The sequence below is a fragment of the Desulfovibrio sp. 86 genome (genome assembly GCF_902702915.1).
GTDB lineage: Bacteria > Desulfobacterota > Desulfovibrionia > Desulfovibrionales > Desulfovibrionaceae > Desulfovibrio.
In genome coordinates this window covers 1,208,761-1,223,403 of the sequence record NZ_LR738849.1, presented here as the reverse complement: position 1 = coordinate 1,223,403, position 14,643 = coordinate 1,208,761, and the positions used below count along the sequence as shown (strand labels likewise).

Below are 14,643 nucleotides of genomic sequence, written 5' to 3'. Positions count from 1 at the left end.
CACTACGCTTCTGTGTGTCAGGCGCGGCGTCCAGGGGCCGGAAGCTTGCGACTATCCTGCCTGTTTTCATTTGAGCGACCGCCCTGTCTGCCGGGTTTCTGGCCCGTCTTTTCCGGGGGTCTGGCCTGGGCCGCGTCCGCATCACGCCTGGGGGCACGTCGGGCGTCATGTTGGGCATCATGTTGGGCGTCACGTCGGGTATCGGGTCGGCCGTCACGTCGGGCGTCGGGCCGATCATCACGACCTTGTCTGCCGCCGGGTGTTTGGCGACGGGCATTGGCGTCATTGTTGCGGGCGTGGCCTTCGTTGCCGCGCCGTGGGCGGTTGCCGTCCTCGTCACCCGGACTTCTGCCGGGCATGAGCAGGCCGTGCTGCCGCAGGCGCTGGGCATCGGTTCGGGCCACGTAGATGTCTTCCCCGGCCTCGTTTTTGCCGCAGTAAAACATGGCCGTGGCAATGGTGCCGGGTGTGGGGATAAAGCACTGGGTCTGGCGTGGATTCCAGTTGCGCTGGCGCAGCCAGTGGGCGAGGGTGCGCATGTCGTCGTCCGTACAGCCGGGGAAGCCGCTCATAAGGTAGGGAACAACGTACTGTTCGCGTCCTGCCGCCTTGCTCTGGCGCACAAAGCTGGCCAGAAAGGCCTCAAAGACTTCCAGGGGCGGCTTGCGCATGAGCGAGAGCACGCCGGTGGCGCAGTGTTCGGGCGCGACCTTGAGTTGCCCGCCCGTGAACTCGCCCGTGTAGGCGGCCAGGGCGGCGGCGTCACGCAGGGCCAGGTCAGCGCGAACGCCGCTGGCAACGCGGGCCTGCTTGACTTCGGGCAGTGCCGCGACCTTGCGCAGCAGGCCCACATGCCTGTTTTGCGGCGTTGTGAAAAATTTGCATACCGTAGGGTAACAGCAGCTTGCCCGTCGGCAGCGGCTCCTGGCGGGCGCGTCTGCCGGGGCGTGCGCGGCGCTGTGGTGTTCGGGGCTTTGCACCGTGGAGGTTTCAACGGGCGGCGTATGATCTTCGCGGGTGATTTCCGCCCGGTCAAGGGCGCAATAGCCCTGCCACATGTTGGCCGTGGGTCCGCCCACGTCCGAAATGGCCACAGGCCCCTTGCCACGGGCCATGTTTTCCTGCCCAAGCTGACGTGCCTCGTCCAGCACGGAAGCTTCGGACCGGGAGCTGATGCGACGGCCCTGATGCAGGGCCAGCGAGCAGAAGGAGCAGCCGCCGCCGCAGCCGCGATGGCTGGTAATGCTGGTGCGCATCATTTCCGCCGCCGGGATGGCTTCCTTGTAGCTGGGGTGAGGCCGCCGGGTAAAGGGGATTTCATACAGGGCGTCCATTTCCTGCGTGGTCAGGGGCGGAGCCGGGCGGGCCAGCACCACGGCGCGGTCGCCCACGGGCTGAAAGGCCCAGGCGTCCAGTCTGTGCACCTGGCGTTCCAGCTCCTGCGTCATGGTCAGCAGTTTGACGGGATCAGCCAGGATTTCTTCGTGGCCGGGCAGGGGCACGCAGGGGGCCTGGGTCATTTTCGGCGGCAGGTTGGCCGGGCGCGGGCCGTCGGGGGTCTGCTCCAGCTTGTCCAACCAGGCTGTGCCGGGTATGCCGCGCAAATTTTCCCCGGCGTCCAGCCGCTGGGCGCATTCCAGGGTGGCGCGCTCTCCCATGCCCCAGATGAGCAGGTCGGCCTTGGCGTCCATAAGAATGGGCTTGCGCAGCGAGTCTGTCCAGAAGTCGTAATGGCTCACGCGCCGCAGGCTGCCCTCAATGCCGCCAAGCACCAGGGGCAGGCCGGGAAAGGCCCGGCGCGCCAGATTGGCGTATACCAGGCAGGCCCTGTTGGGGCGCGCGCCCGCTTGACCGCCAGGGGTGTAGGCGTCGTCATGGCGCTTTTTGCGAAAGGCCGTGTAGTGGGCCAGCAGGGAATCCAGCGCGCCAGCGCTGACGCCGGCGAACAGGCGTGGTCTGCCCATGACCAGAAGGTCGTCGGGGGTTTCCCATCGCGGCTGGGCCACAATGCCCGCGCGGTAGCCGTGGTGGATCAGCCAGCGCGCCAGCAGAACGCTGCCGAAGGAGGGGTGATCCACATAGGCGTCGCCGGTGATGAAGAGCACGTCCAGACTGTCCCAGCCAAGAGCGTGCATTTCGGCCGCGCTCATGGGCACAAAGAGGGGCTGTTCCCCGGCGGGTAACGGCCCGGACTGTACCGCAGACTGCACCCCGGCCAATGAACTGGACTGCGGCCCGGGCTGATGCCCATGCTTTGGCCTGTGTTGCGCCTTAGATTGTGCGCCGTGTTGTGATCGTGACTCAGACCTCGACTCAGACCGGGACTGAGGCCCGGAAACAGAAGCGGCCCCGGCATTCGCAGTGGAACGCCGGGGCTCGGAAAAGGCCGGTCCAGAGCGCTTAGTTGCCATTGGGCGGCGTGACCAGCGGCAGTTCGGGACTGCCGGGATTGGGCATCATCGGATTGCCGGGAACAGTGGGCATGGGGCCATTATTCATGGTATTGGGGCGCATGCCGGAAGAATGGTCCTTCATGAAGGCATTCCATTCGTCAACGGAAATGAAGCCGTCGCCGTCCTTGTCTATGGCCACAAAGGCTTCATCCCTCATGTTGGGAAAGGCCGCCTTGAACTCTTCACGGCTGACCTTGCCGTCTTTATTGGTATCCATCTGGCTGAACTTGTCGCCCATGCCGCCGCCTTCGCCGCTGCCCATGCCGGGCATGGCATGGACTGGGGATGCCATGAGGATGAGGGCCGCCAGAAGGGGAAGCAGAGATATTTTCAGCATGGCCGATATATCGGGTAAATCTAGGGTGCGCGTCATGCGGTACTCCTTGGAGGTTCTGAAGCCGCGCGGCCCCATGCCGGGCGGGGTTGTATGCTAGTTGCGCCGCCCTGCGGGCAGCGTGTAAATTTGAAATAAGTCCACAAAGACCTTTGACAAGTGTTCTGTCATCCGCTGTTTTAGATCGGTGCGGCAGGTGCTGGCTTCAGCGTGCCACGGGACACTAGAGCAGTTTGCTTTTGAAACACTCCTTGTTTCAACGCATCATTCAGGCGAAAAGCGTGGTTTGCGCCAGCCATCAGCAGGCTGCTCGCTCTATTAACCAATTGCTGTCTTAATCCGTAGCTTCCTTCGTCGCAACGGCTAAAGCTCGCCAGAATCCACGCCACTTCGTGGCGGCTGCCGCCTTCGCGTCAGCAGAGCAATTTCAAGCGGCAGCCGTTAGGCGACGAAGAAGCCTTACGGATGGCGACAGCATCGCTAGTGAAATTGCTCTAGGCAGGGCGGTGCGTGCTTTATCCGCAGGCTTTGGGGCCAGAGCTGAACCGGGTCTGCGCCTTTACGGCTGACGACTGAACACGCGGCTGGGGCGTTGCAAACGGCGAAGCCTAGTCGTGTTGGAAGCCTTCGCCCTGTTTTTCAATGCGTTCAATGCACAGTATCAGGTTGTCTGGCTCGCCTTTTACGTGGTCGTCCGGGTAAAGCAGGGCGCCCATATAGAATATGGAATTGAGCCGTAGAGCCATACGGGCGCTGGAGGAAAACTTTTCCAGAGCCATGGCCAGATTGAACCGCAGTTCGCCGGGCAGAAATTCAAGCATGGGCTTGGCGTCTTCAGCCATGGTGCTCAGCAGTTCGGCCTTCTGGCGCATGCAGGCATTGTGGCTGGTGGCGTCGCCCTCGTCAAGATATTGCAGGGCTTTTGCCTCGGCCTGCAGCACCTGAGCGTGGCGTTGGCGCAGCCATTGGGTAAGCTGGGTCAGGGCGGGATTGATGGCGTGTTCTTGTTTCATGCTTCCTCCGTGTGCGTAGCCAGTGCCGAGGTACGGTGGGCGTTTCAGTGCACAGAAATGTCAGATCAGAGTATCCTTGAAATGCTGTACATTTCAAGTTGTCATTCTGCCGGATGATGCAATTTTTAGAGCAATTTCACTTTGAAATTGCTCTAACGTCTGCTCACGCGGCCACTAGGGCAATGTAAAAGTTACATTGCTCAAATACAGAAAAGCAGCAGAGCCAGCATACCCCTTTGTGTCGCCCCTGTACAGAAAGCCATGGCTTCTTGTGGGGGCGGAGGGATGCTGGCTCCGCTTGGCTGTTGTTGCCGGAATTCCGGAAAGGTAGGACGGAATCCGGCAGTTGTGCCTGCTGTTACGCGCCCAGATAGGCCGCTTTTATTTCAGGGGTATCGGCCAGTTCCGCCGCCGTGCCCTGGGCCACGATGGATCCTGTATCCAGCACATACCCCCGGTCTGCCACCTGGAGGGCCAGGCGGGCGTTCTGCTCCACAACGACAACCGTGAGTCCTTCGCTGTTGAGCTTTTTGAAAGTGCGGAACATGTCGTACATGAGCAGGGGCGAAAGCCCCATGGAGGGTTCGTCCAGAAGAATGACAGAGCAGTCCGTCATGAGCGCCCGGCCAACGGCCAGCATCTGCTGTTCGCCGCCGGAGAGGGTGTCGCTGCGCTGGTGCATGCGTTCCTGAAGACGGGGGAACAGGTCAAAAACCCTGTCCATGTCCTTTTCAATGCCGCTGCCCTTGCGTGTCCACGTGGCAAGCTTGAGGTTTTCATGCACGGTGAGGTTGCCGAAAATGTGTCTGCCTTCGGGCACGAGGTCCATTTTCAGATGGGCCACCACGTTGTGCGCCTCGGTCTTGAGGATGGATTTGCCCTTGAAACGGATGTCGCCGCTGAACACCGTGGGCGATTCCGGCGGCGTAAGCCGCATGACTGCCTTGAGCGTAGTGGACTTGCCCGCGCCGTTGGCCCCGATGAGCGTGACAATTTCGCCTTCGTTCACATGAAAGGAGATGCCGTGCAGGGCTTCGATCTTGCCGTATCCCGCGTAGAGATTTTCAACTTCCAGCAACATGTCGCCCCCTTACACGTTTTCGTCGCCCAGATATGCCTTGATGACATCCGGGTTGCTTTGGATTTCCTGTGGCGTGCCGCTGGCGATGATCTGCCCGAACTCCATCACGGTGATGTGCTGACACAGCGACATGACCACCTTCATCTGGTGTTCGATCATCCAGATGGCGATTTTGAACTGGTCGTAAATCCAGCCGATGTGCTTGATCAGACCGTCCACGTCCGAGGAGTTGAGCCCGGCCGCCGGTTCGTCCAGCAGGAGCAGCTTGGGGTCCGTGGAAAGGGCGCGGGCCAGTTCCACACGGCGTTGCAGACCATAGGGCAGGTTCTTGGGCATTTCCTCCGCCACGTCGCTGAGTTCCATTACCTCCAGGATGTGGGAGGCCTTGTCTTTCACGCGCTTTTCTTCGCGGCCGTAACGGCCCGTATTGAACCACGCGTCCAGCAGGCCATAGCCGAGGCGGCTGTATTGCGACACGCAGATATTGTCCAGAACCGTCATGTCGCTCCACAGGCGGATATTCTGAAAGGTGCGGGCCATGCCCAGATTTGTGACCTCATGCGGCTCAAGTTTGGAGTCGTACTTGTAGCCGTCAAAGATAATGCCGCCCTCGCTGGCGTGATAAAATCCAGAAGCCAGGTTGAACACAGTGGTTTTGCCAGCGCCGTTGGGCCCGATAAGGCCCGTCAGGCTGTTTTCCTCAATCCGTATGTTGAAGCATGACAGCGCGATAAGTCCGCCGAAGCGTTGCGTCACGTCTTTCATTTCAAGCAGTGCCAAGGTTTGCCCCCAGTATGTTGTCGGTCATCAGGGATTTTGTCCGTACAACCATGATTTGCCGCCGCCGGTTATTCTACGCGGGCGGTGGTGAGCAGTCTTTTCAGCCGGGGAAAGACCTGGGTAAGTTCGCGGTTGCCCAAAAGCCCTTCGGGACGGAATTGCATGAGCAGGATGAGGATAAGGGGAATAAGCACCCACTTCCATTCCTGGCTGATCATGAAGCTGTCGGGCACAAAGGGCAGGGTGTGCAAGAGGTCGCTCAGGGCGGGCAGCGCGAAGCGCAGCACTTCGATGAGCAGGGTAAAGAGGATGGCCGCCATGACGGAGCCGGAAAGCGAGCCCATGCCGCCCAGATAGACCATAACCATGGCCTCCGTGGACTTCATGATGCCGAAACTGTTGGCGTAAATGGAACTGAACATGTGGGCGTATACCGCGCCAGCCATGCCGGCGATGCCTGCCGAAACCATAAAGGCCACAAGTTTGACCTTCTTGGTGTTGACACTCATGATTTCTGCGGCGACCTCGTTCTGGCAAACGGCGGGTATGCCCTTGCCCAGAGTGCTGTTGACCAGCCTGAAGAGCATCATGACAGACACCATGACAAGCAGCACGACCCAGATCATCATCCAGGGCACGTCGGCCACGCGCTCCATGGCGCGCACGGTGGCGCGCATGCCCGAAAGGCCGCGCGGGCCGCCCACGACGTCGATATTGATGATCACGGCGATGATGATGTAGTTGGCCGCGATGGTGATGATGGCCAGGTAGTCGTCACGTGTCTTGAACGAGGGCAGGGCCACCAGCAGGCCAAAGATGGCCGCCGCGCAGCCCGCCACCAGAATGATCAGGGGAAAGAGCAGCGGAGCCATCTCGGGCGGGAGCAGCGGAGCGCCCAGCAGCTTGTTCTGTGTAAACAGGATGATGGAAATAAGGCCGCCCACGTAGGCTCCAACGCACATGAAGCCCGCGTGACCACAGGAAAATTCGCCCATATAGCCGTTGACCAGGTTGAGACTGGCGGCAAAGACGATGTTGATGCCCATAAATTTGAGTACGGAAAGCCAGTAGCCGTCCAGCCATGCGAAGTGCTCGGCGCAGATGAGCGCCACGCCGAGGATCAGGAACAGCAGACAATCGATTTTCTTCTGACAGACGACCCGTTTTATAGCATATCCGAAGCAGAGCAGGGCGAGGATAGCAAGCAATATTTGCACAATGGTGAGCATCTCAGACTCCGGCTAGATTTTGGTCGTTTGGGGGGTTCCGAAAATGCCTGTGGGCCGCATCCACAGAATGAGCAGCAGGATGGTGAAGGAGAACAGGTCCATATAGGTTGAAGGCAGAAAAGCCACCACCATAATCTCCACAAACGCCAGCAAAAAGCCGCCCACAAATGCTCCACGTATGTCGCCAATGCCGCCCACCACGGCGGCGATAAAGGCTTTCCAGCCGATCATGGCCCCCATGTAGGGTTCAAGTGTGGGATAGCACATGGCAAAGAGCATGCCCCCCAGCCCGGCGATGCCGGAGCCGAGAATAAAAGTGACCACAATGACGCTGTCCAGAGGTATGCCCATAAGGGGCAGGGCGAAGCGGTCCCAGGACACGGCGCGCATGGCCATGCCCACCTTGGTGCGCGTGACGATGGTCTGCAAGGCTATGAAAACAAGGATGGCCGCCGCAATAACCCAGAGCTTGAGGTTGGTGATGACCAGGGGACCGATGGAGTAGACGGTCTTGTCGATGAGCTCGGGAAGTTTGCGCTTGGTGGCCCCCAAAAGGGCCAGGTTGCCGTTTTCAAGAATAAGGCCGCACATGAGGGCCGTAATGACCACGTACAGGCGGTGCGCGCCCTTGCGGCGCAGAGGCCGGTAAGCCACGCGCTCGATGGTTACGCCCACAAAGGCCGTAAGAATCATGGTCAGGGGAATGGTGAGCCAAAGCACGGTATGCTGCGGCAGGCCAAGGCCGTTACCGGAAATGAGCCAGGTTGAGACAAAAAACGCGATGTATGCGCCCACCATGAAAATATCGCCATGGGCAAAGTTGATGAGCCGAAGAACGCCGTAAACCAGGGTGTAACCCAAGGCTATAAGCGCGTAAAAACTTCCCCATTGCAGTGCGTTGAGCATCTGCTGCAAAAAAAAGTCCATAGGGCACCCGATTCGGTATCAGCAGTTGGGGTTTGTTTCGGCTTCAGGTCGCACAGAGGGGATGGGCCTTGGCCCATATGCGCGGCGTGCGCCAAAAAAACCCTCGGGCAGTGTGCGCCGCGTGCGCCCGCCCCCCGCGGGCGCACACGGCCTGCCATCCCAGGCTTGTCAGCAGGTTTGGCTATTTGGGGCAGACGGATTCAACGAAGGCGAAGCTGCCACTTTCGGTAACGCGCACGATGACGGCGCATTTGATGGGGTCGTGGTTGGCGTCGAACTTCATGCTGCCAGTGATGCCGTCAAAGTTTGCAAGAGAAGCCATGTTGTCACGGATAATTTTGCGTTCCTTCTTGAGGTCGGGGTCAACCTTGCCAGCGTTCTGAATGGCCTTGAGCACGATGTTGATGGAGTCCCAGGTAAGGGCGGCGACATCGTCGGGCACATAGCCGTACTTGGCCTTGTACTTGTCGATGAATTCCTTGGTCTTGCCCGTTGCGCCTTCAGCCGTGTAGTGGGTGGAGAAATACTGGCCCACGCAGTCTTTGCCGCAAAGGTTGAACAGTTCGGCGGAACCCCAGGCGTCGGAACCCATGAAGGGGCCCTTGTAGCCAAGGTCGCGCGCCTGGGGCACGATAAGCGCCGCAAAGCTGTAGTTTTCAGGCACAAAGATAAAGTCGGGCTTGGCCGCGATGATCTTGGTCAACTGGGCAGAAAAGTCCTGATCCTTGGGGCCGTGGGATTCCATGGCGACCACGGAGCCCTTGCCGTGCACTTTTTCAAAGGCAGTCTTGAAGTTGTCGGCCAGACCCTTGGAGTAGTCGTTGGACACTTCAAAGAGCACAGCGGCCTTTTTGGCCTTGAACTGCTTGGTGGCGAAGTCCACCGCTACAGGCGCCTGGAAGGGGTCAAGAAATGCGCCGCGGAACACCCAGGGGCGTCCGTTGGTGGCGTCAGGATTGGTGGACCAGGGAGTGATCAGCGGCACTTCTTCGTCATTGGCCACGCCACCGGCGGGAACGGCCTGACGCGAAGACTGCGGGCCCACGATGGCGTGAACCTTGTCGCGCTCAATGAGCTTGAGGGTGACGTTGACTGCGGATTCGGGCTTGGACTCGTTGTCTTCATAAATAAATTCGAGGGGATAGAGTTTATCCCCAACCTTGAGGCCGCCCTTGGCGTTGATTTCTTCCTTCAACATTTCGGCCGCAAATTTTGAGCCTTCGCCTACCTTGGGGATTTCGCCGGTAAGGGGAATGGGGAAGCCTATCTTGATGGGCTGTTCCGCCGCAAGGGCCGCCTGCCCCATAAAGAGTGTGAGAGCACAAGCAGTCGCCAACTTGAACAATTTCATGAAAGCCTCCCAGTGGTTTACGTGCGGATTGAAAAATCTCGACCCTTGGAAGACATATAAGCAAGAAGAGTTCCATTATTGTAATATACTGTTTTTATACAATAAATATCGTGCAATAGAAAAATAAAACTACACAATCGTAGTTTGCCTTATTTTGTTTCTACGTAAACGTAGAAAGAATGTGGATTTCGACAGAATTTGTCACAGAAGGGAAGAGCGTGTTTTTAAGGACAGAGAGGAAAACATTGTGAAATAACAAACAAATATGTATAACACTACAATTTTATTACATAAAATAATCAAGACGAATAAGGTCTGGCTTGAGTGAGGGAGGTGCGCCACTTTTGGGCTGTATGAGTATACAACCAGCTAAAATCATTAAGTGTTTACATTTATATAGACTTTGAAAGAGGGCAAAAACGTATTTACATTTATGTAGAAAATTTAGCGCAGAAAAGAATGGAATACAGATTTTTTGATAGAAAGAGCTTATAATTTAGCTAATTAAGCATGCAATGTGGTTTCTACAAAAAGGTTGATTTTTTGGGCGCAAAATAGTTTTCCCCCACCTGTGCCAACGGTCAAGGCGGGGCAGGCATAAAGAACGGGGGGATGTTGCGCCGACATGGTTTTTATATCTCCTTATGGGGCGGCGGGTTGCCTGAAGCCTGGGAATGGGCGGAAGTGCAACTGGGCCAGCAGCGTCTCGGCAATGATGGCTGCGTTGCAGCTAACGCCTCGCCGAAAAGGTGCGCTGCAAGTGTTATGCCGGAAAAAAAGAAGGGCAGGGCGGTGACCCTGCGCTTCCAGCATTTGTACCGGCGTGCCCGGCACTGAAAAAAACGCCCCTCGCAGGCGCGCGCTATTTTTTTCTGGACTTGAAGCCCCAGAACAGAAAGAAAATGGCTGCTGCGGCCAGCGGAACACCCAGATAAGTCAGCATGTTCCAGCTTTCCTGCACTTCAAAGTCTGACAGGTCGGCAAACATGCGCTCAAGCAGATAAAGAAGAAAGAGCAAAAACAGGCCCGTAAAAAGCGGATGGTACCAGAAAAATTTGAAATTGCGCCGTTTGAGCATTTGGTACACCCACACAAAAAGCAGGGCGATGCCAAAACCCACCAGCGCCCATGTTACATGCGTACTCATGCCCCCTCCTTCATTTATGTCGTCATGCGTTGCCCTTGGAACGTCTTTGCAAGCCCCCCCATATAATCATGAAACTATGGTTAATGCCATATAAAAAACTGGCGGTCAGGGGCTGAGCGCCATGGTCAGAAAGATTTTTTTCGAGCGCTAATGTTTTTTCGTTCTGTAACGATTTTAGTCCTTATCAGCTTCGTAGGTAAAAACACACTCGGGTCGGCGCAACCAGGCGGGAATGCGCAGACCTCTGATTTTCTGGCAGTAATTCCGTAGGCGGTCCGGCTGAACCCCGGCGGACAGCCCTTATTACAAATGAAAAGCAGTTGCCAATGCTGTCAGCTTGGCATACATGCGAAGTTCTGATTCACCTTAGCGTCTGGGGGCGCACCATGCGGCAGCTTCGCATAAATACCATTTGCACTGTTTCCATAACAGCATCCATTTTTATCATCATAGCGGTTCTGATCGCGTACGTGTCCTCATCATCCTACCGGATGGTGTCCGGGGTGCAGAGTGCCGCTCTGGACCAGACGGCCATGATCGTGGCCCAGTCCGCAGAGAACTATATTGAGCAGTCCGTCAGTGTGGCCTCGTCCTTGGCCGGTCAGGAAGTTATCCGTGACGCGCTGGACGGTTCAACCCTGGCAAAGCAGGACGTGCAGCAGCTTCTACATACATATATAAAAGCCTTTCCGGCCTACTGGTCATTTTTCGTTTTTGACGTCAAAGGCCGCATCGTGGCCGGGCTTAATGCCGATCTCAAGGACATGGCAGGCGGCGACCGTTTTGACCGCGATTACAGCAAGGCCATTTTCAGCGGTAAAAGTGTCGCCTTCAGCGGCAGCGTCATGACGGCCACCACGGATGCGGGCATGCTCATATACGTTGTGGCCAAGGCGGTGTACGCCGCCGACGGCACCCTGATGGGAGCCGTGGCCGTGTGTCCGCGCTGGAGCGACTTTACCGCCAAAACCATTGACCCCATCCGGCTTGGAAAGCGGGGCTACGGTTTCGCCCTGGACGCCACGGGGCGCATTATCGCCCACGGCGCCAATAAAAAGCTGCTGCTCACCGATCTTTCGGGACAGGACTTTATCCAGAAAGCCTTGAAGGCCCAGAAGGGTATCATCGAATATCCTTGGGAAGGCGAGAAAAAATTTATGACCGTGGCGCCCATTACGGCCACGGGCTGGCTCGTGTGCATGAGCGCCTATGACGCAGAACTGGCGGCCCCCGCCCTGACCCAGCGAACAGTACTGTGCGGCGTGGGCCTTGCGGCCATCGTGTTCCTGGCCGTGCTGCTGACCGTTATCAATCAGCGTCTGGTATTCAAGCCCCTGCGCGCCCTGTCGGACTTTACCGCCAGGGTGGCGGCCGGTGACCTCAAGGCTGCCATGCACGGCCAGTTCAGGGCCGAAATGGCGACATTTGCCGGCTACCTGAACACCATGGTGGAAGAACTCAAGAAGCGCCTCGGCTTTTCGCAGGGCGTGCTGGACGGCATCCCCACGCCTTGCGGCATTGTGGGGCCGGATTTCAACATGATCTGGATCAATGACGAACTATGTAAGATGCTTGAAAAAACAGGCTCGCGTGAATCCTATGTCGGGCAGCGTTCCGGCCTGTTTTTCCAGAATGACTCGACACGCGAGACCTTGTCCGATCAGGCCATCAGGGAGCGTAAGACTCTTATGTTGGAATTCGACTATATGTCAGCTTCGGGCCGCCAGCTGCGCATAGCCGCGCAGTCCACGCCATTTTACAACCTTGACGGCACGCTTCTTGGCTCCATAACTTTTTGGAATGATCTGACAGAGATATACAACCAGAAAAGCCGTATTGAAGCCCAGAACACGGCCATTGCCCAGGCGGCCCACGAGGCTTCGCAGGTGGTTGAGCATATGGCCGAGGCCTCGAAACAGCTTTCGGATCAGATCGCCCACTCCAGTGAGGGCGCGCGCGAGCAAAGCTCACGCGTAGCCCAGACCGCCACGGCCGTGGAAGAGATGAACGCCACCATTATGGAAGTGGCGCAGAATGCCGCCGCCACCTCGCAAACCGGGGACGCGACCAAGGTCGAAGCCCAGAACGGCGCGCACATGGTGGCCGAGGTGACCGCAGCGGTGCAGTCCATCCACACGGAAGCTTCACGGCTGACCAGCATAATGGACAAGCTCGGGGATCAGGCGCGGGGTATTGGGGCCGTTATGGGCGTTATATCCGATATTGCCGACCAGACGAACCTGCTGGCCCTTAACGCCGCCATCGAAGCCGCCCGCGCGGGCGATGCCGGACGGGGCTTTGCCGTTGTGGCCGACGAGGTGCGCAAGCTGGCCGAAAAAACCGCTCAGGCCACCACGGAAGTGCGCCACGCCGTTGGCGGCATACAGGAAGGCACCAAGGACGCCGTAACCCAGATGGAAGCGGCGGTGCAGCGCGTGGCCGAGGCCACCAGCCTGGCGCAACGCTCCGGCGAGGCCATAGCCCAGGTGGTGCGTATGGTGGAAACCGCCGGAGATCAGGTGCATTCCATCGCGGCGGCTGCTGAACAGCAGTCTGCAACGTCAGAAGAAATCAACAGGGCCATCAGCTCCATCAGCAGTATTGCCGATGCCACGGATCAGGGCATGGCGCAGTGCAGTACCGCCATTGCCGATCTGTCCAGACAGGCGAATGAACTGGAAAGGCTTATCACGAGTTTGAGTGCGAATGGGTAGGGCTTCATATAGTTTAGACGGAACAACGCAAAAGGCCCCGCCGAACGGCGGGGCCTTTTGCGTTGAAAAGCGGTTTCTGTGCTCTGCGCGGCGTGCGACGCGGCGTGGGTATGCGCGGCGGGCGCTCTGAAGAGGGCAAAGCAGGGCCTGTCTTCTGAGAGGTGGGTGTTGTGCCCTGCGGGCACGGGGGCTTTCCTTTTTCTGTTGCTTGGGCCGCCTTCGCGGCGGGCGGCAAGGCGGGGCCGGTTATGGGGCTGCGCCCCCTTCTCGGCCCCCCTTGCATCCCCCCCGAAGCACCCCGCTGGGCTTTCCCGTTTCTGCCATTGTCCGAGGGCTGCGCGGCTTTTGCTCCGGGAGCTTCCTCGCTCCGCTCGGCGATCTCCCTGCGCGCCGCGCAATGCCAGCGTGCGTCTTCGCGCTGCATGAGGGCTTGGGGGCGTCGTGTTGACGGTATGGAGCTTCGGGAATGGTGGGTTATTGTTGGGGAAAGCACGTTGTGGTGAGGGGGTATACGTAGCTGCGGTTTCTGGAGAATCAAGCCGAGCTTGTCCTCTGAGAGGTGGGTGTTGCGCCCTGCGGGCACGGCGGCTTTCTTTTCCTGTTGTTTTGGCCGCCTTCGCGGCGTGCGGCAAGGCGGGGTAGGTTATGGGGCTGCGCCCCCTTCTCGGCCCCCCTTGCATCCCCCCCGAAGCACCCCGCTGTCCTACCCTGACCGATAAATGTGTTTTTTCGGGGGCGGCTACGCACGAACCTCGCCGACGTGTCGGCTTCGGTTCTTTATGACGCCGCCCCCGGCATCAATCCGCTCTCTGCCTGAGAAACTGCGCAGACCCCACTGTGTTGCTTGTGCGACAGATTTTTTGGGGCTGAACCACACAACAACTGCGGCACGTTTGTCCGTAACACAACGATCAGCTATAAAACCTAAATCCTCAATGATGTCCCAAGTCAGCGCGGTGGCCTCGGCCTTGCATACAACGCGGAGGCGCACGCTGGCATTGCGCGGCGCGCAGGGAGATCGCCGAGCGCAGCGAGGAAGCTCCCGAAGCAGAGGCCGCGCAGCCCTCGTGGAATGGCGGGATATGGAAGGCCCTTGAAGGTCAATCCGTGGGAGTGGGAATATACGACAAGCCCAGCGGGGTCGTCCGGGGGGAGTGCAGAGGGGGCCTCGGAGGGGCGGCAGCCCCTAACAGGCCCCCATCTGCCGCCCGCCGCGCAGGCGGCCCAAACTAAATAAAAGAAAAGCCGCCGTGCCCGCAGGGCACAGAAGCTTATTCTCAAAGGGCAAGCCCTGTTTTGCCTTCTTCAGAGCGCCCGTCGCGTATACCCCACGCCTTCCCGCGCAGGCGGCCCAAACTAAATAAAAGAAAAGCCCCTGTGCCCGCAGGGCGCAGAAGCTTATTCTCAAAGGGCAAGCCCTGCTTTGCCTTCTTCAGAGCGCCCGTCGCGCATACCCCACGTCTTCCCGCGCAGGCGGCCCAAATTAAATTAAAGAAAAGCCCCCGCGCCCGCAGGGCGCAGAAGCTTATTCTCAGAGGGCAAGCCCTGCTTTATTTCTTCAGAGCGCCCGTCGCGCATACCCCACGCCTTCCCGCGCAGGCGGCCCAAACTAAA

10 protein-coding genes are annotated in these 14,643 nt (G+C 58.5%); 1 reads left to right on the top strand and 9 read right to left on the bottom strand.

Translation table 11 applies throughout. The features are described from left to right. Nucleotides 1-17: 17 nt before the first annotated feature. From DESU86_RS05250 to DESU86_RS05210, 9 genes are all read right to left on the bottom strand, one after another. A complete protein-coding gene (locus DESU86_RS05250; RefSeq protein ID WP_232088404.1) occupies nt 18-2,150 on the bottom strand; it encodes a YgiQ family radical SAM protein in 2,133 nt (710 codons plus the stop codon). A gap of 250 nt (nt 2,151-2,400) precedes the next feature. Next, nucleotides 2,401-2,826 (bottom strand): EF-hand domain-containing protein, encoded by a 426-nt coding sequence (locus DESU86_RS05245; RefSeq protein WP_179980081.1) that lies wholly within the window; start codon nt 2,824-2,826, stop codon nt 2,401-2,403. 569 nt (nt 2,827-3,395) lie between these two features. After that, nucleotides 3,396-3,800, bottom strand: a complete 405-nt coding sequence (locus DESU86_RS05240) for a hypothetical protein (RefSeq protein WP_179980080.1) — start codon at nt 3,798-3,800, stop codon at nt 3,396-3,398. A 358-nt stretch (nt 3,801-4,158) separates the two neighbouring features. After that, nucleotides 4,159-4,881 (bottom strand): ABC transporter ATP-binding protein, encoded by a 723-nt coding sequence (locus DESU86_RS05235; RefSeq protein ID WP_179980079.1) that lies wholly within the window; start codon nt 4,879-4,881, stop codon nt 4,159-4,161. Nucleotides 4,882-4,890: 9 nt separating this feature from the next. After that, the gene (locus tag DESU86_RS05230; protein ID WP_179980078.1) at nt 4,891-5,661 is read right to left on the bottom strand and encodes an ABC transporter ATP-binding protein; all 771 of its coding nucleotides are present in this window, start codon (nt 5,659-5,661) and stop codon (nt 4,891-4,893) included. A gap of 68 nt (nt 5,662-5,729) precedes the next feature. Beyond that, entirely contained in the window at nt 5,730-6,890 is a 1,161-nt protein-coding gene (locus DESU86_RS05225; RefSeq protein WP_179980077.1) for a branched-chain amino acid ABC transporter permease, read from the bottom strand. A 12-nt stretch (nt 6,891-6,902) separates the two neighbouring features. Beyond that, a complete protein-coding gene (locus tag DESU86_RS05220; protein ID WP_179980076.1) occupies nt 6,903-7,817 on the bottom strand; it encodes a branched-chain amino acid ABC transporter permease in 915 nt (304 codons plus the stop codon). 181 nt (nt 7,818-7,998) lie between these two features. Then, nucleotides 7,999-9,168 carry an ABC transporter substrate-binding protein gene (locus DESU86_RS05215; protein WP_179980075.1) on the bottom strand — a complete coding sequence of 390 codons (1,170 nt, stop codon included), beginning with the start codon at nt 9,166-9,168 and terminating at the stop codon, nt 7,999-8,001. An 862-nt stretch (nt 9,169-10,030) separates the two neighbouring features. Next, on the bottom strand, nt 10,031-10,315 hold the full coding sequence (locus DESU86_RS05210) for a hypothetical protein (protein ID WP_179980074.1): 285 nt from the start codon (nt 10,313-10,315) through the stop codon (nt 10,031-10,033). Between the two features lie 386 nt (nt 10,316-10,701). On the opposite strand from DESU86_RS05210, the gene DESU86_RS05205 reads away from it, so the two are divergent. After that, nucleotides 10,702-13,029 carry a methyl-accepting chemotaxis protein gene (locus tag DESU86_RS05205; RefSeq protein WP_179980073.1) on the top strand — a complete coding sequence of 776 codons (2,328 nt, stop codon included), beginning with the start codon at nt 10,702-10,704 and terminating at the stop codon, nt 13,027-13,029. Nucleotides 13,030-14,643 lie beyond the last annotated feature (1,614 nt).

What these genes read in the sequence shown, in the direction of transcription:
- DESU86_RS05210 (WP_179980074.1), bottom strand. Translation starts at nt 10,315, where the DNA reads ATGAGTACGCATGTAACATGGGCGCTGGTGGGTTTTGGCATCGCCCTG.
- DESU86_RS05220 (WP_179980076.1), bottom strand. Translation starts at nt 7,817, where the DNA reads ATGGACTTTTTTTTGCAGCAGATGCTCAACGCACTGCAATGGGGAAGT.
- DESU86_RS05250 (WP_232088404.1), bottom strand. Translation starts at nt 2,150, where the DNA reads ATGAGCGCGGCCGAAATGCACGCTCTTGGCTGGGACAGTCTGGACGTG.
- DESU86_RS05240 (WP_179980080.1), bottom strand. Translation starts at nt 3,800, where the DNA reads ATGAAACAAGAACACGCCATCAATCCCGCCCTGACCCAGCTTACCCAA.
- DESU86_RS05245 (WP_179980081.1), bottom strand. Translation starts at nt 2,826, where the DNA reads ATGACGCGCACCCTAGATTTACCCGATATATCGGCCATGCTGAAAATA.
- DESU86_RS05205 (WP_179980073.1), top strand. Translation starts at nt 10,702, where the DNA reads ATGCGGCAGCTTCGCATAAATACCATTTGCACTGTTTCCATAACAGCA.
- DESU86_RS05235 (WP_179980079.1), bottom strand. Translation starts at nt 4,881, where the DNA reads ATGTTGCTGGAAGTTGAAAATCTCTACGCGGGATACGGCAAGATCGAA.
- DESU86_RS05225 (WP_179980077.1), bottom strand. Translation starts at nt 6,890, where the DNA reads ATGCTCACCATTGTGCAAATATTGCTTGCTATCCTCGCCCTGCTCTGC.
- DESU86_RS05215 (WP_179980075.1), bottom strand. Translation starts at nt 9,168, where the DNA reads ATGAAATTGTTCAAGTTGGCGACTGCTTGTGCTCTCACACTCTTTATG.